This window comes from Kitasatospora sp. NPDC056531 (genome assembly GCF_042794375.1).
In the GTDB taxonomy this organism is placed as follows: Bacteria; Actinomycetota; Actinomycetes; order Streptomycetales; family Streptomycetaceae; genus Kitasatospora.
The window spans coordinates 86,007-109,335 of sequence record NZ_JBHTTU010000004.1 but is presented as its reverse complement, the minus strand read 5'-3'; the positions used below and the strand labels follow the sequence as shown (position 1 = coordinate 109,335).

The following is a 23,329-nucleotide window of genomic DNA, read 5'->3' as shown; positions in this document are numbered from 1 at the left end:
CGGGGGGCCGCGGGAGGGGTGTTGACCTGGCAGGATGGCCAGGTGCCAAGAATGACCGCGTTCCGGATCGGACGACTCAGGGGCGGAGCACCCGGGTACGTGCTGCCCAGGTTCCTCGCGCCGCTGGTGGCCGGTGCCACCTACGCCCGGCTGTTGCACCTGCTGGTCGGGTGGATCTTCGCCGGCGTGGTCCTGCTGGTCTACCCGGGGACGTACCAGAAGAGCCTGGGGGAGATCCTGGCGGGGGCCCTCTGGTTGGACACCGTCCTGCTCGCGCTGGTCGCGCTCATCCCGGCCGCTCGCCGCGCCGAGGGCGTGCAGGCGCGGCTGCTGCTGGTGCCCGACCGTGAGGAGGACATCGCCGTCGAGCCCTCCCGTACCTGGGCCGACCGGCGGCGCACGGCGGGCTGGCTGATCGGGCGGGTGGTGCTCGGTTCGGCGATCGGCTTCTCGACGGTCTTCGGCCTCGCCCCGGCCTTCAACCTGCTGACCGGGCCGCATGCCCTGTGGTACCTCCCGCTCGCCCCGGTGCTGGCGATCGGCTACGGCTGGCTGGTGGTGTGGGCGGGGCGCCTGCAACTCGTCATGGCCGCACGGCTGCTGGGGCCGTCCCCGGCGGAGCGGCTGGCGGAGGCGGAGCTGCGGGCCGAGCGGCTACTGGAGCGCAACCGGTTGGCCCGTGAGCTGCACGACTCCATCGGCCACGCACTGACGGTGACGGTCCTTCAGGCGGGCGCGGCGCGCGAGGTGGGGGACCCGGCCTTCGTCGCCAAGGCGCTCGAAGTCATCGAGGAGACCGGGCGGCAGGCGATGGAGGACCTCGAACGCACCCTCGTCCTGCTGCGCGAGAGCCCGGCGGGGGCGGCGGGCGGCGCGGCCACCGAACAGCCCGGGGTCGACCAGCTGCCCGCGCTGTTCGATACCGCCCGCGCGGCCGGCAGCCCGGTCGAGGCGCGGATCGAGGTGCCGGCCGGTGTGCTGCCCGGGGTGCTCTCGCGGGAGTCCTACCGGATCGTCCAGGAGGGCGTCACCAACGCGCTCAAGTACGCGCCAGGCGAGCCGGTCGACGTCCAGGTCGCCGTCCGGGACGGGCAGTTGGAGCTGCGCTGCGCCAACCGGCTGGTGGCGGGGGCGGGCCGGGGCGCGTCGCGCAAGGGCGGCAAGGGACTGCGCGGCATCCGCGAGCGTGCCTCCCTGCTCGGCGGCGAGGCAAGTGCCGGGCCGTCCGCCGGGTCCTCCGCGGGGCTCTCCGTTGACGGAAGCACGGAGTGGGTGCTCGACGTCCGGCTGCCCATACGCTTGGGCTCGTGACGAATGATCTTGCAGGTGACCGCCGGACCGCGGGCGCGGCCGGCCCGACCGACATCCTGCTCGCAGACGACGAGGAGCTGGTCCGGGTCGGGATGCGGGCCGTCCTGGAGGCCCAGGGCGACCTGAGGGTCGTCGGCGAGGCGGCCGACGGCGCGGAGGCGGTGGCCCTGGCCCGCGCGCTGCGCCCGCAGGTGGTGCTGATGGACGTCCGGATGCCCGTCCTGGACGGCCTGGCGGCCACCCGTGAGCTGCTGCGCTCCGACGGGTCGGGGGAGCGGCCGCCGCGGATCCTGGTGGTGACCACCTTCGAGAACGACGACTACGTCTACCAGGCGCTGCGCGCGGGCGCCGACGGCTTCCTGCTCAAGCGCTCCCGCCCGGCCGAGATCGCCCACGCGGTACGGCTGGTGGCGGCGGGCGAGTCGCTGCTGTTCCCGGCCGCGATCCGCCGTCTGGCGGCCGGGCACGGCAACCCCACCGCCCGCGCGGCCATGGCCCGGGCGGCGCTGACCGAGCGCGAGGCGGAGGTACTGCGGCTGATGGCGCGCGGGCTCAGCAACGGGGAGATCGCCGAGCAACTGTTCCTCGGGGTACAGACGGTGAAGACACACGTCAGCAGCGTGCTGGCGAAGCTCGGCGCGCGGGACCGCACCCAAGCGGTGATCGCGGCGTACGAGTCGGGGTTCGTCGAGCCGTCGGAATGACCCCGGCGGGCCCGGCCGGCCTGCTGCGCGGTCAGGCCGGGTAGGCGTGGGTCTGGGTGGCCTTCACTGAGGCCCAGACCGCCGCCCCCGGCGCCAGCCCCAGCTCCGCGACCGCGGCCGGGGTGAGGTCGGCGGCCATCGGCAGCTCCCCGGACAGTTCGGCGCGCACCTGGTCGCCGTGCAGGTCCAGGCCGGTGATCTCGGCCTTCCACAGGTTGCGGGCACTGGACTGCGGCCGCTCCCGGTACAGGGTCACCGCGGAGGGCGGGAAGGCCACGAAGGCCGGGCCGGTCAGCTCCTCGGCGGTGGCCACGACCGTGCCGTCCGGGAGGGTGACCTGGGGGCCCTCGGCCCTGCCCTGGTACAGGTTCAGTCCGACCAGGCGGGCGATGTAGTCGGTGCGCGGCCGCCGGGCGACCTCCGCCGGGCTGCCGGACTGCACCTCCCGGCCGTCCTCGATCACCACCAGCCGGTCGGCCAGCACCATGGCGTCCAGCGGGTCGTGCGTCACCAGCACCGCCACCGCCTCGAACTCGGCCAGATGGCGCCGCAGTTGGGCCCGTACGTCAAGCCGGGTGCGGGCGTCCAGGGCGGCCAGAGGCTCGTCCAGCAGGAGCAGTCGGGGTCGAACGGCCAGCGCCCGGGCGAGTGCCACCCGCTGCGCCTGGCCGCCGGAGAGCCGGCCCGGGCGTACCGCGGCGTGCTCGGCCAGGCCCATCCGGTCCAGCCAGGCCTCGGCTTCGGCCCGGGCCTCGCGCTTCGGGCGGCCCTGGCAGCGCGGGCCGAAGGCGACGTTGTCGAGGGCGTTGAGGTGCGGGAACAGCAGGTAGTCCTGGAACACCACGCCGACCGGTCGCGCCTCGGCGGGGGTGTGCAGGCGCTGCTCCGGGTCCTCCAGGACGCGGCCGTCCAAACGCAGGTGGCCGCCGGTGAGCGGGAGCAGCCCGGCCAGGGCGCGCAGGGCGGTGGACTTGCCGGCGCCGTTCGGGCCGAGCAGCGCGACCACCTCGCCGGGTGCGGCGGTGAGCGCGAGGTCGAGGGTGAACGCGGCGCGGTCCACCCGGAGGCGGGTGTCCAGGGCGGGGCTCGGGGTGCTCATCGGCTCTGCATTTCGGCTCTGCATCTCGGCTCGGTATGTCGGTACGGTGGCCGGTTCAGGGGGCGGGTCGGGTCAAGGGGTCGACATCCAGCGGTCGCGCAGGCCGACCAGGACGGCGACGGAGACCGCCAGCAGGACCAGCGACAGCGCGATCGCGGCCTCCGGATCGGACTCCATGGCCAGGTAGACGGCCAGCGGCATGGTCTGGGTGCGGCCCGGGAAGTTGCCCGCGAAGGTGATCGTCGCGCCGAACTCGCCGAGCGCCCGGGCCCAGGCCAGGACGGCGCCGGCGGCGATCCCCGGGGCGATCATCGGCAGGGTGACCCGGCGGAACGCGGTCAGCCGGGAGGCGCCCAGGGTCGCGGCGGCCTCCTCGTAGCGGGGGTCGGCCGCCCGCAGTGCGCCCTCGACGCTGATCACCAGGAAGGGCATCGCCACGAAGGCCTCGGCGATCACGACCCCGGTGGTGGTGAAGGGCAGCGTGATGCCGAAGGCGGAGTCCAGCCAGGAACCGACGATCCCGCGCCGCCCCAGCACCAGCAGCAGCGCCACACCGCCGACCACCGGCGGCAGCACCAGCGGCAGGGTGACCAGCGCCCGGATCACCCGCCGACCGGGCAGCTCGGTGCGGGCGAGCAGCCAGGCCAGCGGGACGCCGAGGACCAGCGAGACCGCGGTGGCGGCCGTCGCGCAGATCAGCGACAGTCGCAGGGCGTCCCAGACGGCGGTGCTGGTGAGCTGCTCGGAAAGGCCGCTCCACGGTGCCCGGACCAGCAGGCCCACCAGCGGGAGGATCAGGAACGCCAGCCCGAGCAGCGCCGGGAGCAGCAGCGTGACCGGGACGCGCTGCGTGCCCGGTCGGCGGCGCGGCAGGGCCCTCGCGGGTCCTGCCGTCGCCGGGGCGCCCTGGTCCCGGGAGCCGTCGCGGCCGTCGGCACGGTTGCCGTCGCGGCTGGTGGTGCGCTTCTTCACGGCGCCTGGAAGCCCGCCGCGGTCAGCACCTGCTTGGCCTCGGGCGACTGGATGTAGGCGACGAAGGCGGCGGCGCCGTCCTTGTTCGGCGCCTTGGCGAGCGCGGCGATCGGGTAGTCGTTCACGGCCTTGTCGGCCTCGGGGAAGTCCACGCCGTCGATCTTCGCAGCATCGGACTGCACATCGGTCTTGTACACCAGCGAGGCGTCGACCTCGCCGAGCTCGACCTTGGTGAGCGCGCCCTTGACGTCCTGCTCCAGGGTGACCGGGGTGAGGTTGAGGCCCGCGGCCTTCAGCGCGGTCTGGGCGGCGGCGCCGCAGGGCACCTCCTTTGCGCACAGTGCGACCTTCACGCCAGGGGCGGTGAGGTCCTTCAGGCCCGCGATGTGCTTGGGGTTGCCCTTGGGTACGGCGATGGTGAGGGTGTTCTTCACGAAGGTCTTCGGCTCGCCGCTGGCGCCGCCCGCGTCGGTGACGGTCTTCATGGTGGCCGGGCTGGCGGCGGCGAACACGTCCGCCGGAGCACCCGAGTTGATGCTGGAAGCGAGGGCGGAGCTGCCGCCGAAGTTGAACGTGACCTTGGTGCCCGGGTTGGCGGCCTCGAACTTCTTGCCGAGGTCGGTGAAGGTCTCCTTGAGCGAAGCGGCGGCGAACACCGTGATGTCGCCGTGGGCCTTCGGGGCACTGCTGTTGCCGGTCGCGCCGCCCGGGGTGCTCGCGCTGCTGCTCGCGGCCGAGGAGGTGGAGCCGCCGCCGCTGCCGCAGGCGGTGGCCCCGAGGCTGAGGGCGAGGGCCGCCGCGGCGGCCACGGCGAGTCTGCGGGTGGCGGTGGTGTGGGTGCTCATCGGTGCTTCCCCTCCAGGGTTCGCGCCGGAAGGGGCGCGGAGGCGTGACCGCAGCTGCGGCCATGATGGCGATCATAGTGCCGCAGATGCGAGCGATAAATCCTCTGTCGCTTCGCACAGGCAGGGCGGGGGGAGGGGCTCGGGCCTGCTGTGGGAAGGCTCAAACGTGCACGGACGGTTCGTGTGCGCGGGCGGTCCGGCGGGGCGGACAGACCGGCGGAGGCGGCAGGTGGCCCCGGCGTGGAAAATACGTCGCACCGGGGCCGGTCGAACGGCCAGAGTGTTCGCAGCCCGGCCGTACGACCGAGGAGCGGTCGCGCCGGGCCCAACGGCCGAGCCCAGGGGAGGAGTCCACCCATGTCCACACTTCGAGTCACCGCCGAGAGGCTGGTCATTCTCGAGCACCCGAACGCCGATGCTCTGGAGTTGGCGCAGGTCGGCCTCTACCGTGCGGTGGTCGCGAAGGGTGCCTACCGGACCGGCGACGTCGCCCTCTATATCCCCGAACAGGCAGTTCTCCCTGACGAGTTGATCGAGGAGATCGGCCTGACCGGCAAGCTGGCCGGTGCGCGCTCGAACCGGGTGAAGGCGGTACGGCTGCGCGGGGAGCTCTCCCAGGGCATCGTCTGCCGGCCCGCGGCGCTCGCCGACACCGACCTGGCCGGGGCCGCGGACCGGGGCGAGGACTTCGCCGAGCTGCTCGGGATCGTCAAGTGGCGGCCGCCGGTGCCGACTTCGATGAGCGGTGAGGTGGTCAGCGCGCCGGACCTGCTGCCCTGGGTGGACGTCGAGAACCTCAAGCGCTACCCGGGTGTCTTCGAGCCGGGCGAGCCGGTGGTGCTGACCGAGAAGCTGCACGGCAGTTGTTGCCTGGTCACCTACACCGCCGCCACCGGCGGGGTGCAGGTCTCCTCCAAGGGGATCGGCGCGCAGGGGCTGGCGCTGGCCGAGGACGGGCGCAACCTGTACTGGCGGGCGGTGCGCGGGTACGGCATCGCGGAGGTGGCGGCCCGACTGGCCGAGCGGCTGGGCGCCGAGCGGGTCGGCATCTTCGGCGAGGTGTTCGGCGAGGGCGTCCAGGACCTGACGTACGGGGCCTCCGCGCGCACCGAACGGCCCGGCTACGCCGTCTTCGACGTGTCGGCCGTAATCGACGGACAGCTGACCTGGCTGCCCGCCGCCGAACTGCTGGACAGTGAACTGCCGTTGGTGCCCGAGTTGTGGCGCGGGCCGTTCGACGCCGGGACGGTGCTGGCGCACGCGCAGGGCAGGGAGGCCCACTCCGGGCGCGAACTCCACCTGCGGGAGGGCGTGGTGGTCCGGCCGGTCGCCGAGCGCTGGAGCCCGGTGCTGGGCGGGCGGGCGATCGCCAAGGTGGTCAGCGACGCCTATCTGACGCGCAAGGGCGGCACCGAGTACGAGTGAGCCGGGTGCTCGGCGCTCGCGGTCGGGCGGTGCACGGTTGGGGCGGGTGCGCACGATGCGCGCCCGCCCGCGCGTTTGCGCCCGACGCTTCCACGGCTGAATACCCGTCAGTAAGGTTGAAGGATCGCCAGCGCAGAAGGAGTGTCGATGACCACCGCAGCCGCCGTACCCGGACCGGCCGGAAACCTCCTGGTCGGGTCGCTCTTCGACCTCACCCGCCGTCCACTGCGCACCTACCTCGCGGCCCGTCGCGACTACGGGGACGTGGTGCGCTTCCAGGCCGGGCCGCCCGGCCTGCGCGTCGAGTTCTACGGCGTGTTCTCGCCCGAAGGCGTCCACCAGGTACTGGGCACCGAGGCGGCCAACTTCCGCAAGGAGAACAACTTCTACGACGAGCTGCGGACCAGCGTCGGCAACGGGCTGCTCACCAGCCAGGACGGCGACTACCAGCGCCAGCGTCGGCTGATCCAGCCGCTGTTCACCCGGCGTCGGGTGGACGGCTACGCCGACGCGCTCGCCCAGGAGGCACAGGCGCTCGCCGAGCGGTGGCGGGCCGTGCCGGGCGGGGTGGTGGACGCGGCGGAGGAGATGTCGCGGTTCGCGCTGCGCGCGGTGGCGCGGATCCTCTTCGGCGCCGACGTGGAGGAGGCGGTGGACGTGGTGAACCGCAGCTTCCCGGCGCTCGGCGAGTACATCAAGGAACGAGGCTTCGCGCCGGTCCGGCTCCCGCGCAACTGGCCGACGCCCGGCAACCGGCGCGGCGCCGAGGCGCAGCGGGCGCTGTACGAGATCTGTGACCGGATCATCGCCGAGCGGGCCGCGCGCGGGGGTGGCGACGAGGACGCGGACGACCTGCTGACGCTGCTCGGAAGGGCCCGTGGCGAGGACGGGGAACGGCTGGATCCGGCCGAACTGCGGGACCAGGTCCTGGTGTTCCTGATCGCCGGGCACGAGACCACGGCCACCTCGCTGGCCTTCGCGCTGCACCTGCTGGCCAAGCACCCGGAGCAGCGCAAGCTCGCGCAGGAGGAGGCGCGGACCGTCCTCGCCGGGCGGGCGCCGACGGCGGCGGACCTGGAGCGGCTGCCGTACATCAGCCGGGTGCTGAAGGAGGCGATGCGGCTCTTCCCGGCGGCGGCGCTGGTCGGACGGCGGGCGGTCGAGGAGACGGTCATCGACGGGTACGTCATCCCGGCGGGGGCCCAGGTCGTGGTCGCGCCGCTGGTCACCCAGCGGCACCCGGACCACTGGGTGGAGCCGGAGCGCTTCGACCCGGACCGGTTCCTGCCGGAGGAGGAGAAGGCCCGGCACCGGTACGCCTGGTTCCCGTTCGGCGGGGGACCGCGGGCGTGCATCGGGCAGCACTTCTCGATGCTGGAGGCGGTGCTGACCCTCGGGGTGCTGCTGCGGGACTTCGAGGTGGAGGTGGTGGACCAGCGGGTGGCGCTCGTGCAGGGCATCACGCTGCGAGCGGCGAGTGCGATGCGGGTGCGGGTGGCGGCGGTGGGGTGACGAGTGGCTGACAGCTGACGGCTGACAGCTGTCGGTTTCGGCGTTCAGCGTTCAGCATTGAACTTTCAGCGGACAGATAACAGATTTCGAAATCTGTTATCTGTCCGCTGTCTGTTGCCCGCTGTCGGTCGTTCGCACGGTTCCATGCCGGGTTTCGGGCATGCGACCGGGCCATTCGAACACATCGCCCCTGCCATGCGGGCAGCTTTTCAGATCTTCGGGTGACCGATTCCGGCCCCTCGATAGCGTCCCACGCACCCCAGGTCGAAAACGTACATGTGATTGGCATATGCCTTGCGTGCAGTCCGCCCGGCCGGGGGAGCCCGGGCGCACCGCGTACCGCTCCGGGCCCGACCGGTCGACCGGAGGTCCCATGGGCACCCTGAACCACTTCAGCTTCGGCTGGCTGACCCCCGTCGTCTCGTACCTGGTGGCCTGCGCCGGCGCTGCCCTCGGGCTGCGCTGCACCCTGCGCGGCCTCGCCGCGAGCGGCGCCGCCCGCCGGAACTGGCTGGTCACCGCCGCCGCGGCGATCGGCTCCGGCATCTGGACCATGCACTTCGTCGCCATGTTCGGGTTCACCGTGGACGGCACCGAGCTGCGCTACAACGTGCCGCTGACCGTGCTCAGCCTGGTCGTCGCGGTACTGGTCACCGGCCTCGGCCTGACCGTCGTCGCCTACGGCAGACACCGTGGCCTCGCCCTGCTCGGCGGCGGCTTCACCACCGGGGTCGGCGTCGCCGCGATGCACTACCTCGGGATGGCGGCCGTCCGGATGCACGGAGGGCTGCGCTACGACGCCGGGACGGTCGCGCTGTCCGTGCTGGTCGCGGTCGGCGCCGCCACCGTCGCGCTCTGGGCCGCCGTCACCATCCGCAACGTGTACGCGGCAGTCGCCGCCTCTCTGGCCATGGGGCTGGCCGTCAGCTGCATGCACTACACCGGCATGGCGGCCGTGCACGTTCAGCTGGACCCCGCCCGCACCGGCCTCGGCGGGGCCAGTCCGATGGAGTTCGTCTTCCCGCTCGCCGTCGGCCTCGGCTCCTTCCTCTTCCTCGCCTCGGCGTTCGTCGCGCTCTCCCCGACCGCCCAGGAACGGGCCGGCTACCTGGCGGCGGGCGAGCTGACCGTCGAAGAGTTCCCGGCGCTGCCCGCCCACCCCGACGTCGAGCTCCCGGACGCGGAACTCCCCGACCCGTACCGCCACGGCTCCGAGCGCCACGACCGCGCCGCCTGAGCGGCCGCGGCCGATCCCCGTCCGGCGCCGGTGCCCGCCGAAGTCCGTTCCCGCCGAAGTCCGTTCCCGTCCGACGCCAGTCCCCGCCCGAAAGGCCCCTCACCCATGCGAGAAGACCGCGGTACCGCCCCCGGGGCCCGCCGGGGTGCCCACGCCGGGCCGCCCGCCCGTCCACCGCGCCCCGGGCCCTGGCTGCGCGGGCTGCGTCCCCGGACCGTCCGCGCCCGAATCATCGCCCTGCTGATGGTCCCGGTCGTCTCCGTCATCGCCCTCTGGGGCTTCGCGACCGTCACCACCGCCCAGGGCGTCTGGGACCTGCTGCGCCTGCGCGACGCCGAGCGCACCCTGCTCGCGCCCGTCGCCGGGACGGTCGCCGGCCTGCAGGCCGAACGCGCCGCCGCCGGCCAGCTGTTGGCCACCCCGGGCGCCACCCCTTCCGCCCCGTCCGCGCCCTCCGCTCCGTCCGCCGCTCGGGAGAGCGCCCTGCGCGAGGCCGCCGACACCACCGACCGGGCGCTCGCCCCGCTGTTCCCCGACCCCCGCCACCCGGGCCAGGGCTACAACCGTGCGGACGCCCAGGGCCTGGGCGCCGACGCCGCCGCCCGCCTGGACGCCCTCGGCACCTCCCTCGCCGCCCTGCCCGAGCTGCGCGCCCGGGTACTGGCCCGGACTGTCGGCTGGCCCGAGGCGTACGCCGCGTACGGCGCGGCCGTGGACCGGGCGCTCGCCGTGTCGGGCGCCGTCGCCCCGCAGCAGGACGGCAGGTCGGCCGCCGACACCCGGGTGCTGCTGGACCTCGCCCGTTCTCGCGAACTCCTCGCCCGCGAGGACGCGTTGCTGCGCACCGCCCAGCTCTCCGGCGCGCTCGGGGACGACCAGCTGCGCGAGTTCTCCGGCGCGGTCTTCGCCCGGCGCGAGTTCGAGCAGGGCACGGCCGCCGACCTGCGCCCCGCCGACCGGGACGCGCTGCTCGCCGTCACCGACGGCCAGGATCACCGGGAGCTGGTCGGCTACGAGGACAGGGTCCGTACCGCCGCCGACGGCCGGGCCGCCGTCGCCGCCGTGCCCGACGACCGGTGGGCGATGGTGGCCGGGAACGTGACAGGTGGCCTGCGCGCCGTCGAGGACCGGGCCGGACGGCTCGCCGCCGAGCGCCAGAACCCGTACGCCCTCGGCCTGTTCACACCGGCCGGGATCGCCGTGCTGCTCGGTCTGCTCGGGGTGGTCGCCTCGCTGGTGATCTCGGTGCAGATCGGCCGGGGTCTGGTCACCGAGCTGATCGGCCTGCGGAACTCGGCACTTGACCTGGCCGGCCGCAAACTGCCCGCCACGATCCGGAGGTTGCGTGCGGGGGAGGAGGTGGACATCGAAGCTGAGGCGCCCCGCCCGGTGGGTCGCGACGACGAGATCGGCCAGGTGCACCGGGCGCTCGGCACCGTCCAACGGGCGGCCGTCACCGCGGCGGTGGAACGGGCCGAGGTGCTGTCCGGGGTCTCCGGGGTGTTCGTCAACCTCGCGCGCCGCAGCCAGGTCCTGGTGCACCGCCAACTCACCCTGCTGGACGCCATGGAGCGGCGCACCCAGGACCCGTCCGAGCTGGCCGACCTCTTCCGGCTCGACCACCTCACCACCCGGATGCGCCGCCACGCGGAGGGCCTGATCATCCTCTCCGGGGCCGTCCCCGGCAGGGCCTGGCGCCGGCCCGTCCCCCTGGTGGACGTGGTGCGCGCGGCCGTGTCGGAGGTCGAGGAGTACGCCAGGGTCGAGGTGCACCCGCTGCCGCGGGCCGCCGTGGTCGGCCACGCCGTCGCCGACCTCACCCACCTGGTGGCCGAACTGGTCGAGAACGCCACCGGGTTCTCCCCGCCGCACACCCGGGTGCACATCCGGGGCGAACAGGTCGGCAACGGCTACGCGTTGGAGATCGAGGACCGCGGCCTCGGCATGGGACCGGCCCCGCTGGCCGATGCCAACCGCCGGATCGCCGCCGCCGAGCAGACCGACCTGTTCGACAGCGACCGGCTCGGCCTGTTCGTGGTCAGCCGGCTCGCCCGGCGGCACGACGTCAAGGTCTCGCTGGTGACCTCCGCGTACGGCGGCACCACCGCGGTGGTCCTGCTGCCCACCGGGGTGCTGGCCGACGAGCGGCACGACAGGGCGCAATCCTTCGATCCGGTAGGGGAGTTGGACGTCGTGACCGCTCCGACCGGCCCGGCCGCCCCGGAGGGTCCGGCCGTGCAGGAGAGCCCGGCCTTCCCGGAGTCGCCGACCGCCGAGACGTGGCCGGAGCCGGCACCCCTCCCGGCCGGCGGCCTGGCCTTCCCGGGTGGCGGGGTGACGGAGATCAGGCTTCCGGCGGCGGGTGGGCTGCTGCCGGAGGGTGGGGCGCTGCTGGCATTCGGCGTCCGGGGCGGCGACCCCGGGCCGATGCGCCGCACCCCCTTCCGGGCCTCCGGTGCCCGGACGGCCGGGCCGGCTGCGGACGGGGGCCCGGGTGCCGCCTCCCGTCCGCAGTCCGGTCCGCCACAGCCGTACCGCACGGCGGCCGCGCCGGCGGCCGGAGAGTCCCAACCGGGCGGCGGGTCCGATGAGTTGCCGCGCCGGGTGCGACAGGCGAGCCTGGTGCCCCAACTGCGCGAGGCCCCGGCCGGACCGGCCCCGCGCATCCGCCGTACCGCCGCCACCGGGGCTTCCGGGGCTTCCGGGGCTTCCGGGGTCACCGGTCCGGCGCCCGCGAGTCGCAGCCCGGAGGCGGCGCGCGCGGCGATGTCCGCCTTCCAGAGCGGCTGGGCGCGCGGAATGAACCCTGACCGGCGGCCCGAGGATCCGCCGGCCGACCCCGCCCGGCCCCGGCCGCTGCGTCGCCACCCGTCCTCGCCCCGACCCGAAGGAGACCGTCCGTGATCGGCACCACCCACCGCGCGGGGGAACTGAACTGGCTCCTGGACGAGTTGGTCCAGCGCGCCCCAGAGGTCCGCTTCGCAGTGATGCTCTCCGCCGACGGCCTGGCCATGGGCACCTCGACCGGACTGGACAGAGAGGACGGCGAGCACCTCGCAGCCGTCGCCTCCGGCTTCCACAGTCTGGCCAAGGGCGCCGGCCGGCACTTCGGTGCGGGCGAAGTCCGTCAGACCATGGTCGAGTTGGAGGGCGGCTACCTGCTCGTCGCGGCGGCCGGGGAGGGCGCCTGCCTGGCCGTGTTCGCGAGCGCCCGGGCCGACCTCGGGCTGATCGCCTACGAGATGGCCAGACTGGTCCGCCGGGTCGGGGAGCATCTGAGCGCCGCGCCCCGCGTGGTGTACGGCGGGTGAGCCCGGTGCCCCGCCCGGACCGGCCGTACCCGGCGGACCGCCCCTATCGACCGGACCGTCCGTACGGGTCCGACCAGCCGTCCAGGTCGGATCGTCCGTATGAACCGGACCGTCCGTACGATTCGGTGCCCGCGTTCCATCCGTACCACCAGCGACATCCGGAGCATCCGCGGGCCGATCCCGGCGAACACCCCCGCAATCCGCTCGCCGCCGCCCACCGGGCCCGCTGGTACGACGACGAGGCCGGGCCGCTGGTCCGCCCGTACACGATGACCAGGGGTCGGACCGGCGCGGGCGGGCAGCAGTTCGACCTGATCGCCGTGGTCGTGTCCGACCTGCCCGACCCGGCGCTCGCCCCGGACACGCCCGAGCCGCCGGTCGGCCCGGAGCAGGCGCGCATCCTCGGCCTGTGCCGGGGCGCGCCGCTGTCCGTGGCCGAGCTGGCCGCCGACCTCGACCTGCCGGTGGGCGTCGTGCGGGTGCTGCTCGGCGACCTGCTGGCCGCCGGGCTCATCCGGGTCAGCCGCCCCGTCCCGCCCGCCCTGCTCCCCGACGAGCGCATCCTCCAGGAGGTCATCCATGGACTCCGTGCACTCTGACCACCCGTCCGACCGTCGGCTGTCCGACCGCCGACCGGCCGACCCGGTGGACCCGGCCGACTCCGTGCTCGCGCTCAAGATCCTGGTGGCGGGCGGCTTCGGGGTCGGCAAGACGACGCTGGTCGGCGCCGTCAGCGAGATCCGGCCGCTGCGCACCGAAGAGCGGCTGACCGAAGCCGGGCGCGGGGTGGACGACCTCGACGGCGTCGAGCGCAAGACCACCACCACGGTGGCGATGGACTTCGGCCGGATCACCATTCGCGAGGGCCTGGCGGTCTACCTGTTCGGCACTCCGGGGCAGGACCGGTTCTGGTTCCTCTGGGACGAACTGGCGCAGGGCGCGCTCGGTGCCGTGGTGCTGGCCGACACCCGGCGGCTGACCGACTGCTTCCCGGCCGTGGACTTCTTCGAGCACCGGGGCATTCCGTTCGTCGTCGCGGTGAACCGTTTCGCCGGGACGCGCGAGTTCGGTCCGGAGGAGGTCGCCCGCGCGCTGGACCTGGACGCCGGGACGCCGGTGGTGCTGTGCGACGCGCGTCAGCGGGCCTCGGGGAAGGAGGTGCTGATCAACCTGGTCGAGCACGCGGGGCGGGTGCACACCGCGCGGCTGCTCGAGGAGGTCTCGCCGATCCGGTGACCGGCTCGGCGGGGTGCCCGGTCGGGTGGGGTGATGGCTGGCGGATTCCAGCGAACGGATGCCGACGAACAGGGTCCAGCGAACAGAGTTCAGCGAACAGAATTCAGCTGACGGATGACAGATTTCGAAATCTGTCATCCGTCAGCTGTCATCGCCTACCCGCTCAGCTGTGCCACTGGAACACGATCTTCGTCCAGGTGGACCCCGGGCAGTTGCCCCACACAGCCCAGGCCTGCGGCCGGGCCCCGATCCACAGGCCGACCGTGTAGCTGCCGTTGGCGCAGTAGGTGATGGTGCGCAGCTGGCCGGAGTAGACGTTGCAGTACCCCTCCCAGCGCCAGCCGTAGTTGGCGGTGATCACGCAGTGGTAGGGGGCGGCGGCGACGTGCGGCGAGGCCGCCACGGCCTCGGGGGTGATGGTCTGGTCGGCGGCCGGAGCCGCGGCGGCCGGCAGGGCGGCGGAACCGAGCACGCCCAGGGCGGCCGCGGTGGCCATCCCGAACGTGGCGATCTTCCTGGCGATGCAGCCTCGCATGGCACTTCTCCTCGCTCAACGGTTGCCATCGGGCGGAGTGCCCCGGCGGGCGGAACGGCGGGTGAGGTGAATTCCCGCCTCCCGCCCGGTCGATGACTAATTGCACACGAATGACTGCGCATCGTGAGACGACGGCCTATGATGTGATCCGTGTCACAACTTGCCCGGTTGGCTGGCCTGAGACCAGCCCCAACTGGGCGTTCAGGGTGCCGATTTCCGGGGAGAGCGGCATGGCGGATTGCAGCGGACGACATGCGGGCGGGCATGGGAAGGGCTTCGGTTCGGGTCCTGCGGAACGCCAATCCGCCGATTTCAACCGGGTGTTCACCGACCTGCTGCCCAGACTCCACCAGGCGGCCGCGATGCTCGCCGGAAACCCGCTCGCCGCCGGTGACGTCGTCCACGACGCCTACCTGCGGATCGCCCGCCGCCCGGAGCGGTTCCTCAGCCATCCTCAGCCGTACGCCTACGTGTTCACCACGATGACGAACATCCTGCGCGACCAGTGGCGCCGGGAGCGCCGCCGGGTGGCGCTGCCCGAGGTGTCCGGGCTGGCTGAGGCGGTGGAGCGCGGCCGGTCCGCGCTCGACCCGCCGTCCGGCGGGATGGCCGAGCTGCAGGCCCGCTGGGAGGTGGTCCGGCTGCTCGGCTTCCTGACCGCCAAGCAGGCCAGGGCCGTAGTGCTGGTGGACCTCGACGGCTACTCCGTCGACGAGGCCGCCGAACTGCTCGGCCTGCACCGCAGCACCCTGGCCGTCACCCGGCGCCGCGCCCACGGCCGACTGCGCGCGGTCCTGGAGCGCGAGCGTCGGCGCGGGGCCTGAGCGCGGTGCCCGGGGCGGCGTCCAGGATGCCTCCGGACGGCGTCCGAGGACTCCGGGCAAGGTCCCGACCGGGCCACCGACGCACCGAACTGACGGTAAGTCGGCTGATGGGCGCCCCCGGCCCGTACGCTCAAATCGTGATCACGGACAAGGACCACCGCCTGCGCGCCCTGGCCGAGGACGGCCGCTGGCCCGAGTTGCTCGCCGCCTACCGGCAGGGCCGGGCGGCCGCCGTCGTGCAGGCCGGGGAGCAGGCCGCCGTGGACCTGACCGCGCCGCTCGGCCACCTGATCGCCTACTCGGCGCCGCCCGAACTGGCCGTCCGGCTGTTCGACGCGGATGGCGGCGAGGGGACGGTCGCCGGAGTGGCCGACCACGACGCTGGCCCGCTCTGGGAGGTCCTGGCGACCCGGCACTCCTGGCTGCGGCTGGCCCCGCTGCTCGGCCCGGCCCCGGTGCGTCGACTGGTCGCGCACACCCGGGTGCTGCTCGGCGAGGACCTCTCGTACGGGGCCGAGCCCGACCCGGACGGCGTGCCGCTGCGGTTGGAGCCGTGGGAGGCGGCGGGCTGGGACGAGGCCTCGCGGGTGCGCGAGTACCTGCCCGGCGGGGGAGCGCGTAGCGCGGTGCTCACCCTGCCGGCCAGCCGGGAGGGCCTGGGCGAGGTCGAGCTGCCGGAACCGGGCGGGCGGCTGGGCGGTCAGCGGGTCACCCGGGCGCTGGCCGAACTGTCCGCGCTCGCGCCCTGGGTGGAGGTGGTCTGCGTCCGTGGCCAGGCCCAGCTGGCGGCCGCCGTGCTGACCCGGCGCCGTCGGGTGATCGGCGGGTACCTGCCGTTCGCGCTCGCCTGCCCGGCGCTGGTGCAGGCGGCCGCCGTGGGTCGCACCCACGGCGGCGCGCACGGGCGGCTGGGCCTCTGGCGGGCGCTGGGCGCGATGGCCGGTGCGGAAGGGCCGGACCGGACCGAGGTGAACGCCCTGGTGGCCCGGATGCGCTGCTTCACCTGGCAGGAGCCGGCCGCCGGGCTGCGCCATCTGCACCTCGCGCTGGAGGACCCGGCGAGCGGGGTGGCCTGGGCGGTCAGCGGCTCGCAGGAGTTCTGACCGCGGCGGCGGGCACGGAGAACCCCCGGTCCGGCGCCGTTTCCGGGGTTGGTGGGGGCGCCGGACCGGGGGAGTCGAGGAACGGCCGCTCAGACGGCGGCGGATGCGGCGGCTGCCGCGCCCCGGGCGGGCAGGGCCTCGGGCTCGGGCTCGGCCTCGGGCTTGGGCTCGGCGGCGACCGGGGCGCCGGGGGAGTCATGGGCGTCGACCAGGGTGAGCTCGTCGAACGGCAGCTCGCCGCCCAGCACCCGGCGGGCGCGCTCGGCGTCCAGTTCGCCGGTCCAGTGCCCGATCAGCACGGTCGCGACGGCGTTGCCCGCGAAGTTGGTGAGCGCCCGGGCCTCGGACATGAAGCGGTCGATGCCGACGATCAGGCCGACCCCGTCCACCAGCGCCGGCTTGTGCGACTGCAGCCCGCCCGCGAGGGTGGCCAGCCCGGCGCCGGTGACCCCGGCCGCGCCCTTGCTGGCGATGACCATGAACACCAGCAGCGAGAGCTGCTCGCCGATCGACATCGGCTTGTCCATGGCCTCGGAGATGAAGATCGAGGCCATGGTGAGGTAGATCGCGGTGCCGTCCAGGTTGAAGCTGTAGCCGGTCGGCACGGTGATGCCGACGACGGGGCGGCTGACGCCCAGGTGCTCCATCTTGGCGATCAGCCGGGGCAGCGCGCTCTCCGAGGAGGAGGTCGACAGGATCAGCAGGAACTCGCGGCCGAGGTACTTGAGCAGGGCGAACACGTTGACCCCGGCGATCAGGCGCAGCAGCGCGCCGAGCACCACGACGACGAACAGCACGCAGGTCACGTAGAAGCCGATCATGATCACGGCGAGGCTCTTCAGCGCGGCGGTGCCGGTGGCCCCCACCACCGCGGCCATGGCGCCGAAGGCGCCGATCGGCGCGACCCACATGATCATCGACATGATCCGGAAGACCAGGCGCTGCAGGTGCTCGATCCCGCGCAGCACCGGGGCGCCGACCGGGCCCATCGCCTGCAGTGCGAAGCCGGCCAGCAGGGCGACCAGCAGGGTCTGCAGGACCTTGCCCTGGGTGAGGGCCGAGAACAGGGTGTCGGGGATCATCCCGAGCAGGAAGTCGGTGGTCGACTGGGCGCCGCCGGCGGCCGCCTGGGCGTGGCCGGACTTGGCGAGCGCGGCGGTCAGGTGCAGGCCGTCGCCGGGCTCCAGCAGGTTGCCGACGACCATGCCGATGGCGAGCGCGACGGTCGACATGGCGAGGAAGTAGCCGATGGCCAGGCCGCCGACCTTGCCGACCTTCGCGGCCTTGGTGACCGAGCCGATGCCCAGCACGATGGTGCAGAAGATCACCGGGCTGATCATCATCTTGATCAGGTTGACGAAACCGGTGCCGACCGGCTTCAGCTCCACGGCGAAGCCGGGGGCGACCAGCCCGACCACCACACCCGCGATCACTGCGGCGATCACCGCGAGGTAGAGGTAGTGGGTCCGGTCCTTGCGTCTGGGTCCCCCCGCCGTTGCGGCTCCAGCGATCGACATCTGCGGCTCCTTCGCCCTGCAGTCCTGGCGGCCCCGGGTGGTGGGCCGCTCCGACTATGTGCTCAGGCGTGACGGAGGTCACGTTTGCGTTCATAGAGTTCACGGTCGCGGGGTCGCGGGGTTGCGGGGTTTCGGGTCACGCGGTCACGGACGTCGCGGCCGACCTGCACGATCCGGCCCCTGGGGCCCCGGAGGGGCGTGGTGCACACTGGCAGACATGTCCGTGCGCACCGCCCCCGCCCGCCCGCGCCGCCGGTGGCTTCCCCTGCCGCGCCGGCTGGTCCGCAGCCTCGCCGGGCAGCTGTTCGTCGTCCAGGTGGTCATCGTGGCCGCTGTGGTCGCGGGCGGCGCGGTGCTCGCGTACCTGTTCACCGCCGAGCGCACCGAGGACGCGGCCCGCCGCGAGGTCACCTCGGTCGCCCATGCCGTCGCCGACTCGCCGGCCGTCCGGTCCGCCGTCGCCGGGTCCGAGCCGACCGTGGTGCTCCAGCCGTACGTCGAGCAGGTGCGCCAGGACGCCAGGGTCTCCTTCATCACCGTCATGGACACCGACGGGGTGCGCTGGACCCACCCGCTGCCCGAGCAGATCGGCAAGCGCTACCTCGGGCACATCGACTGGGCACTCGCCGGCCAGACCCGCAGCGAGACCTACACCGGCACGCTCGGCCCGTCCGTGCGGGTGGTCACCCCGGTGTGGGACGACCGGCACCGGGTGGTCGCGCTGGTCAGCGTCGGCCTGACGCTGGAGTCGATCTCCGCCCAGCTGGGCGGCCCGCTGCTGGCCCTGGTCGGGGTCGCGGTGGCCGCGCTCGCGCTCGGTGGAGCGGGCACCTACCTCGCCAACTCCCGGCTGCGGCGGCACACCCACGGTATGGGACCGGACGAGCTCGGCCACCTGTACGAGTACCACCAGGCCACCCTGCACTCGGTGCGGGAGGGGCTGATCCTGCTCGATCGCTCGCACCGGGTGGTGCTCTGCAACGATGCCGCTCGCGAACTGCTCGGTCTGGACGGCGAGTTGGATGGACGGCCGGTGGCGGGGCTGGGCCTGCCCGAGGCGCTGGTGGCGGCCGTGCTCGGCGAGGCGCCGGTGCGGGACGAGGTGCACCTGACCGCCGAGCGGGTCGTGGTGCTCAACACCTCCGTCATCGGCACCGGCCTCGGCCGGGTGGTGACCCTCCGCGACCATACCGAACTGCAGTCACTCAGTGGCGAGTTGGACTCCGTGCGCGGCTTCACCGAGGCGCTCGGGGCGCAGGCGCACGAGGCCGCCAACCGGCTGCACGCGGTCGTCTCACTGATCGAACTCGGCCGCCATGAACAGGCGGTGGAGTTCGCCACCGCCGAACTCGAACTCGCCCAGCAGCTCACCGACCGGGTGGTCGCGGCGGTCGGCGAGCCGGTACTGGCCGCGCTGCTGCTCGGCAAGGCGGCCCAAGCCGCCGAGCGGGGCGTGGAGTTGACCCTCGCCGAGGACAGTCGGATCGACGACGGGGTGCTCCCGCCCGGCCTCTCCGCCCGGGACCTGATCACCGTGCTCGGCAACCTGATCGACAACGCGGTGGACGCCGCGATCGCCGGGGCCGCACAGAGTCCCGCCCCGCCGGAGGTCACCGTCACCGCCCGGATCGACGGCGAGGACTCCCCGGACGCCTGTCTGCTGCTGCGGGTCGCCGACACCGGGGCGGGCATCGACCCGTCCGCCGTCCAGGACGTCTTCCGGCGCGGCTGGAGCACCAAGCAGGACGGCCGCGGGCACGGCCTCGGGCTGGCACTGGTCGCCCAGGCCGCCCGGCGCAACGGCGGCACCGTCGAGGTCGGGCGGGAGCGCGGTGCGGTGCTCACCGTGCGGCTGCCGCTGGCCGGCCGGGCCCGGGAGCGGGAAGGGGCCCTGGCGTGACGGCGACCGAAGGCGCCCGGGCGGGGATCTCCGTGCTGGTGGTCGAGGACGACCCGGTGGCCGCCGCCGCGCACACCCTCTACGTCGAGCGTGAGCCCGGCTTCCACGCCGCCGGGACGGTGCACAGCTGCGCCGACGCGCTGCGCTTCCTGGAGAGGGCGCGCGCCGCCGGGACGCCCGTCGACCTCACCCTGCTCGACCTCTACCTGCCGGACGGCCACGGCCTCCAGCTCTGCCGCACGCTGCGCGCCGCCGGGTACGGCACCGATGTCATCGCCGTCACCTCGGCCCGCGACCTCGCCATGGTGCGGCAGGCGGTCTCGGCGGGGGTCGTGCAGTACCTGCTGAAACCGTTCAGCGCGGCCGCCCTGCACGACCGGCTGGAGCGCTACGCCCGCTACCGGGACAGCCTCGGGCGAGCCGGCGAGGCGACCGGGCAGGACGAGGTCGACCAGGCCTTCGCGCTGCTCCGCACGCCCGAGCGCAGCACCCTACCCAAGGGGCTGAGCGCGCCCACCCTGGACACCGTCGCGTCCGTCCTGCGCGAGGCCGCGACCGGGCTGTCGGCGGCCGCCGCGGGCGCGGCCGCCGGGGTCTCCCGGATCACCGCGCGGCGCTACCTCGAACACCTGGTGGACACCGGGCGGGCGGTGCGGGAGCCGCAGTACGGGAACGTCGGGCGGCCGGAGCTGTGCTACCGGTGGCAGGGGCGGGCGTGACCTTTCGGCGCGGCGCTCGTTGGGCTGGTCGGGGGCGGCGCCAGTCATGCCGGGGGAGGTTCACCCGCTCGGGTGATTCTGGGTGCCCTCGGGGCAGTCCGCCAGGTCACGAACGATAAAGTTAGGCTTACCTAACTTCTTCTGGGGGTTTGCCTTGTCGCTCGCCGCCGTACCCGCCCAGGCCGCCTCCGGGGCCACCGTAGCCGGGGCTCCGTCCTCCGGTGAGGCCATCCTGCGCCGCCAGCGCGTCCGCGAGTCCGCCGCCCGGACGTACGCCCGCTCCTTCCCGATCGTCCCGGTCCGGGCCAACGGCATGACCGTCGAGGGCGCCGACGGGCGGCGCTACCTCGACTGCCTCTCCGGCGCCGGCACGCTCGCCCTCGGTCACAACCACCCCGTGGTGCTGGAGGCGATCCGGCGCACCCTCGACAGCGGCGCCCCGCTGCACCTGCTCGACCTCGCCACCGCCGAGAAGGACGACTTCACCAGCGCGCTGTTCGAGAGCCTGCCCGCCGAGTTCGCCGCCCGCGCCCGGGTGCACTTCTGCGGCCCGGCTGGGACGGACGCCGTCGAGGCCGCGCTCAAACTGATGCAGACCGCCACCGGCCGCCCCGGCGCCCTCGCCTTCACCGGCGCCTACCACGGCATGACCGCCGGAGCCCTCGCGCTCACCGGCAACGTCGCCGTCAAGGAGCCGCTGCCGAGCGGCGGCGAAGTGGTCCGGCTGCCCTACCCGTACGGCTACCGCTGCCCGTTCGGGGTCGGCGGGGAGACGGGCACCGAGCTCGCCGCGACCTATGTGGAGCGGCTGCTGGACGACCCCTCGGGCGGGGTCGTGCCGCCCGCCGCGATGATCCTGGAGGCCGTCCAGGGCGAGGGCGGGGTCGTCCCCGCGCCCGACGACTGGCTGCGCGAGATGCGTCGGATCACCCGCGAACGCGGCATCCCGCTGATTGTCGACGAGGTGCAGACCGGCGTCGGGCGCACCGGTGCGATGTGGGCGGTCGAGCACAGCGGCATCGTCCCGGACGCCATGGTGCTCTCCAAGGCCATCGGCGGCAGCCTGCCGCTCGCCGTCGTCGTCTACCGCGAGGACTACGACGGCTGGCGGCCCGGCGCCCACACCGGCACCTTCCGCGGCAACACCCTCGCCATGGCCGCCGGGGCCGCCACCCTGCGGTACGTCGCCGCGCACGGGCTGGCCGAGCGGGCCGCCGTGGTCGGCGCGCGGATGGTCTCCCGGTTGCGGGAGCTCTCCGCCGAACTGCCGGTGATCGGCGATGTGCGCGGGCGCGGGCTGATGCTCGGCGTCGAGCTGGTCGATCCGGCGGCCGAGGCCGACGCCTGCGGGGCGCATCCGGCGGACCCGGCGCTCGCCGTGCGGGTGCGGGAGGCGTGCCTGGCGCGGGGCCTGATCGTGGAACTCGGCGGACGCCACGACGCGGTGCTGCGGCTGCTGCCCCCGCTCACCATCACCGACGAGCAGGTGGCCGCGGTGCTCGACCGGCTGGCGGAGGCGATCGCGGCCGCCGCCTCCCCCCGGGGTGGCGCGTGACCACCGGACCCGGCGCGGTACCCGAACTACCGGGTGAGGACGTCCCGTTGGACGCGCTCGCGGGCGGGCCCGGCGGGCCCGGCGCGCTCGGGCCGCTGCTGGCCACCGTCCTCGACGCGCTCGACACCGGCACCGCGCTGCGCTCCGGCCCGCTGCCCGCGGGCAGCCCCGCCGAGATCGCCGCCCTGGTCGCCGACGGTCTGACCGGGGCCGGCGGGCGCGGCGCGCTGGCCCGACTCACCGAACTGCTGGCCTACGGCGCCGCCGACCCGGCCGACCCCGCCTGCGCCGCCCACCTGCACTGCCCGCCGCTCGCCGTGGCCGCCGCCGCCGACCTCGCCGTCAGTGCGCTCAACCCCTCGCAGGACTCCTGGGACCAGGCCCCCGCCGCGACCGCCCTCGAAACCGCGCTGCTCGCCGAACTCGCCGCGCTGGTCGGCTACGACCCGGCGCGATCGGCGGGCGTCCTCACCTCGGGCGGCACCGAGTCCAACCTGATGGGACTCATGCTGGCACGCGACCAGAAGCTCGACGGCATCGTCGAGTTGGACGGGATCCCGGCCGGCGTACGACCCTGCATCCTCGCCTCCGAGGCCGCGCACTTCTCCGTCCAGCGCTCCGCCGCCCTGCTCGGGCTCGGTGAACGGGCCGTGGTCAGTGTCCCGGTCGACCGCCAACTCCGCATGCTGCCCGAGGAGTTGGAGCGGGCCCTGGCCGAGGTCAGCTGGGCCGGACGGACCCCGATCGCCGTCGTCGCCACCGCAGGCACCACCGACACCGGCGCGATCGACCCGCTGGCCGCCGCCGCCGACCTGGCCGACCGCTACGGCGCCTGGCTGCACGTCGACGCCGCGTACGGCGGCGGCGCGCTGCTCTCCGACCGGCTCGCCCCGCTGCTCGACGGCATCGCCCGCGCCGACTCGCTCTCCCTCGACTGGCACAAGCTCGGCTGGCAGCCGGCCGCCGCCGGGATCTTCCTGGTCCGTCGGGCGGAGACCTACGTGTCGCTCGCCCGGCGCGCCGAGTACCTCAACCCGATGGACGACGAGCAGGCCGGCTACCCCAGCCTGCTCGGCCGCTCGCTGCGCACCACCCGCCGGGCCGACGCCTTCAAACTGGCCGTCACCCTGCGCGCCCTCGGCCGCGAGGGGCTCGGCCGGCTGGTGGACGCCTGCCACGAACTGGCCCTCGCCGCCGCCTCGGCGGTCCGCGCCGAGCCCTCGCTCGAACTGCACGCCGAGCCGGTGCTCACCGTGCTGCTGTTCCGCTACCGGCCGCCCGGGATGACGGACGAGGCGGCCGTCGACGAGCTGAACGGGCAGCTGCGCCGGCTGCTGCTGCGCACCGGGCGGGCGGTGGTCGGGCGCACCGAGCTGCCGGGCGAGGGGCCGGGGCGGCTGCGGCTGAAGCTCACCCTGCTCAACCCGCACACGACGGCGGGGGAGGTGGGCGCGCTGCTGCGGGAGGTGGTCGGCGCGGGGCGCAAGGTCGCGGGGGAGCGGGCGGGGTAGCGGGCTCGTCCGG

20 protein-coding genes are annotated in these 23,329 nt (G+C 74.2%); 15 read left to right on the top strand and 5 right to left on the bottom strand.

The genetic code is table 11. The features are described from left to right. The first annotated feature begins 51 nt into the window (after positions 1-51). Together ACFQ87_RS06735 and ACFQ87_RS06730 are read left to right on the top strand one after the other, a co-directional pair. Positions 52-1,311: a sensor histidine kinase gene (locus ACFQ87_RS06735; RefSeq protein ID WP_380609491.1), complete on the top strand. Its 1,260-nt coding sequence runs from the start codon at positions 52-54 to the stop codon at positions 1,309-1,311. Then, the gene (locus ACFQ87_RS06730) at positions 1,308-2,015 is read left to right on the top strand and encodes a response regulator (protein WP_380609490.1); all 708 of its coding nucleotides are present in this window, start codon (positions 1,308-1,310) and stop codon (positions 2,013-2,015) included. Before ACFQ87_RS06735 ends, ACFQ87_RS06730 begins: the two co-directional genes overlap by 4 nt. 31 nt (positions 2,016-2,046) lie before the next feature. On the opposite strand, the gene ACFQ87_RS06725 is transcribed toward ACFQ87_RS06730, so the two are convergent. The 3 genes from ACFQ87_RS06725 to modA all read right to left on the bottom strand — a co-directional run bounded on the left by ACFQ87_RS06725 (position 2,047) and on the right by modA (position 4,931). Further along, positions 2,047-3,114, bottom strand: coding sequence for an ABC transporter ATP-binding protein (locus tag ACFQ87_RS06725; protein ID WP_380609489.1), 1,068 nt, complete (start codon positions 3,112-3,114; stop codon positions 2,047-2,049). Positions 3,115-3,186: 72 nt separating this feature from the next. After that, positions 3,187-3,987, bottom strand: coding sequence for an ABC transporter permease (locus ACFQ87_RS06720; RefSeq protein ID WP_380609680.1), 801 nt, complete (start codon positions 3,985-3,987; stop codon positions 3,187-3,189). A gap of 95 nt (positions 3,988-4,082) precedes the next feature. Further along, positions 4,083-4,931, bottom strand: coding sequence for a molybdate ABC transporter substrate-binding protein (modA, locus tag ACFQ87_RS06715; protein ID WP_380609488.1), 849 nt, complete (start codon positions 4,929-4,931; stop codon positions 4,083-4,085). A 357-nt stretch (positions 4,932-5,288) separates the two neighbouring features. Here modA and ACFQ87_RS06710 point away from each other — a divergent pair, with 357 nt between their 5' ends. From ACFQ87_RS06710 to ACFQ87_RS06680, 7 genes are all read left to right on the top strand, one after another. Then, positions 5,289-6,356: an RNA ligase (ATP) gene (locus ACFQ87_RS06710; protein WP_380609487.1), complete on the top strand. Its 1,068-nt coding sequence runs from the start codon at positions 5,289-5,291 to the stop codon at positions 6,354-6,356. 147 nt (positions 6,357-6,503) lie between these two features. Beyond that, positions 6,504-7,868: a cytochrome P450 gene (locus ACFQ87_RS06705; protein WP_380609486.1), complete on the top strand. Its 1,365-nt coding sequence runs from the start codon at positions 6,504-6,506 to the stop codon at positions 7,866-7,868. A 373-nt stretch (positions 7,869-8,241) separates the two neighbouring features. Then, complete coding sequence (locus ACFQ87_RS06700; RefSeq protein WP_380609485.1) at positions 8,242-9,105, top strand: MHYT domain-containing protein; 864 nt, start codon at positions 8,242-8,244, stop codon at positions 9,103-9,105. Between the two features lie 105 nt (positions 9,106-9,210). Next, a complete protein-coding gene (locus ACFQ87_RS06695) occupies positions 9,211-12,009 on the top strand; it encodes a nitrate- and nitrite sensing domain-containing protein (protein ID WP_380609484.1) in 2,799 nt (932 codons plus the stop codon). Next, positions 12,006-12,416, top strand: coding sequence for a roadblock/LC7 domain-containing protein (locus ACFQ87_RS06690; RefSeq protein WP_380609483.1), 411 nt, complete (start codon positions 12,006-12,008; stop codon positions 12,414-12,416). The genes ACFQ87_RS06695 and ACFQ87_RS06690 overlap by 4 nt, the downstream gene beginning before the upstream one ends. Before the next feature lie 269 nt (positions 12,417-12,685). Beyond that, complete coding sequence (locus ACFQ87_RS06685) at positions 12,686-13,015, top strand: DUF742 domain-containing protein (RefSeq protein ID WP_380609679.1); 330 nt, start codon at positions 12,686-12,688, stop codon at positions 13,013-13,015. Beyond that, the gene (locus tag ACFQ87_RS06680; protein ID WP_380609482.1) at positions 12,996-13,652 is read left to right on the top strand and encodes an ATP/GTP-binding protein; all 657 of its coding nucleotides are present in this window, start codon (positions 12,996-12,998) and stop codon (positions 13,650-13,652) included. The genes ACFQ87_RS06685 and ACFQ87_RS06680 overlap by 20 nt, the downstream gene beginning before the upstream one ends. 163 nt (positions 13,653-13,815) lie before the next feature. Here the strand turns inward: ACFQ87_RS06680 and ACFQ87_RS06675 are convergent, their stop codons facing one another. Beyond that, positions 13,816-14,187, bottom strand: a complete 372-nt coding sequence (locus ACFQ87_RS06675; protein ID WP_380609481.1) for a hypothetical protein — start codon at positions 14,185-14,187, stop codon at positions 13,816-13,818. Positions 14,188-14,507: 320 nt separating this feature from the next. Here ACFQ87_RS06675 and ACFQ87_RS06670 point away from each other — a divergent pair, with 320 nt between their 5' ends. Together ACFQ87_RS06670 and ACFQ87_RS06665 are read left to right on the top strand one after the other, a co-directional pair. Then, positions 14,508-15,011 (top strand): RNA polymerase sigma factor, encoded by a 504-nt coding sequence (locus tag ACFQ87_RS06670; protein ID WP_380609480.1) that lies wholly within the window; start codon positions 14,508-14,510, stop codon positions 15,009-15,011. Positions 15,012-15,148: 137 nt separating this feature from the next. Beyond that, positions 15,149-16,114: a hypothetical protein gene (locus tag ACFQ87_RS06665; protein WP_380609479.1), complete on the top strand. Its 966-nt coding sequence runs from the start codon at positions 15,149-15,151 to the stop codon at positions 16,112-16,114. 89 nt (positions 16,115-16,203) lie between these two features. Here the strand turns inward: ACFQ87_RS06665 and ACFQ87_RS06660 are convergent, their stop codons facing one another. After that, the gene (locus ACFQ87_RS06660) at positions 16,204-17,631 is read right to left on the bottom strand and encodes a cation:dicarboxylate symporter family transporter (protein ID WP_380609478.1); all 1,428 of its coding nucleotides are present in this window, start codon (positions 17,629-17,631) and stop codon (positions 16,204-16,206) included. Between the two features lie 217 nt (positions 17,632-17,848). Here ACFQ87_RS06660 and ACFQ87_RS06655 point away from each other — a divergent pair, with 217 nt between their 5' ends. The 4 genes from ACFQ87_RS06655 (at position 17,849) to ACFQ87_RS06640 (ending at position 23,316) form a co-directional block, all read left to right on the top strand. Continuing rightward, positions 17,849-19,531, top strand: a complete 1,683-nt coding sequence (locus tag ACFQ87_RS06655) for an ATP-binding protein (RefSeq protein WP_380609477.1) — start codon at positions 17,849-17,851, stop codon at positions 19,529-19,531. Further along, positions 19,528-20,250: a response regulator gene (locus ACFQ87_RS06650; protein WP_380609476.1), complete on the top strand. Its 723-nt coding sequence runs from the start codon at positions 19,528-19,530 to the stop codon at positions 20,248-20,250. The genes ACFQ87_RS06655 and ACFQ87_RS06650 overlap by 4 nt, the downstream gene beginning before the upstream one ends. A 154-nt stretch (positions 20,251-20,404) precedes the next feature. Beyond that, complete coding sequence (locus ACFQ87_RS06645) at positions 20,405-21,805, top strand: diaminobutyrate--2-oxoglutarate transaminase (protein ID WP_380609475.1); 1,401 nt, start codon at positions 20,405-20,407, stop codon at positions 21,803-21,805. Then, positions 21,802-23,316 (top strand): pyridoxal phosphate-dependent decarboxylase family protein, encoded by a 1,515-nt coding sequence (locus ACFQ87_RS06640; RefSeq protein ID WP_380609474.1) that lies wholly within the window; start codon positions 21,802-21,804, stop codon positions 23,314-23,316. Before ACFQ87_RS06645 ends, ACFQ87_RS06640 begins: the two co-directional genes overlap by 4 nt. Positions 23,317-23,329: the final 13 nt, after the last annotated feature.

Excerpts from the sequence above, each read along its gene's own strand:
- ACFQ87_RS06655 (WP_380609477.1), top strand. The coding sequence starts at position 17,849 with ATGTCCGTGCGCACCGCCCCCGCCCGCCCGCGCCGCCGGTGGCTTCCC.
- ACFQ87_RS06695 (WP_380609484.1), top strand. The coding sequence starts at position 9,211 with ATGCGAGAAGACCGCGGTACCGCCCCCGGGGCCCGCCGGGGTGCCCAC.
- ACFQ87_RS06675 (WP_380609481.1), bottom strand. The coding sequence starts at position 14,187 with ATGCGAGGCTGCATCGCCAGGAAGATCGCCACGTTCGGGATGGCCACC.
- ACFQ87_RS06680 (WP_380609482.1), top strand. The coding sequence starts at position 12,996 with ATGGACTCCGTGCACTCTGACCACCCGTCCGACCGTCGGCTGTCCGAC.
- ACFQ87_RS06710 (WP_380609487.1), top strand. The coding sequence starts at position 5,289 with ATGTCCACACTTCGAGTCACCGCCGAGAGGCTGGTCATTCTCGAGCAC.
- ACFQ87_RS06700 (WP_380609485.1), top strand. The coding sequence starts at position 8,242 with ATGGGCACCCTGAACCACTTCAGCTTCGGCTGGCTGACCCCCGTCGTC.
- ACFQ87_RS06705 (WP_380609486.1), top strand. The coding sequence starts at position 6,504 with ATGACCACCGCAGCCGCCGTACCCGGACCGGCCGGAAACCTCCTGGTC.
- ACFQ87_RS06725 (WP_380609489.1), bottom strand. The coding sequence starts at position 3,114 with ATGAGCACCCCGAGCCCCGCCCTGGACACCCGCCTCCGGGTGGACCGC.
- modA (WP_380609488.1), bottom strand. The coding sequence starts at position 4,931 with ATGAGCACCCACACCACCGCCACCCGCAGACTCGCCGTGGCCGCCGCG.
- ACFQ87_RS06685 (WP_380609679.1), top strand. The coding sequence starts at position 12,686 with ATGACCAGGGGTCGGACCGGCGCGGGCGGGCAGCAGTTCGACCTGATC.
- ACFQ87_RS06660 (WP_380609478.1), bottom strand. The coding sequence starts at position 17,631 with ATGTCGATCGCTGGAGCCGCAACGGCGGGGGGACCCAGACGCAAGGAC.
- ACFQ87_RS06735 (WP_380609491.1), top strand. The coding sequence starts at position 52 with ATGACCGCGTTCCGGATCGGACGACTCAGGGGCGGAGCACCCGGGTAC.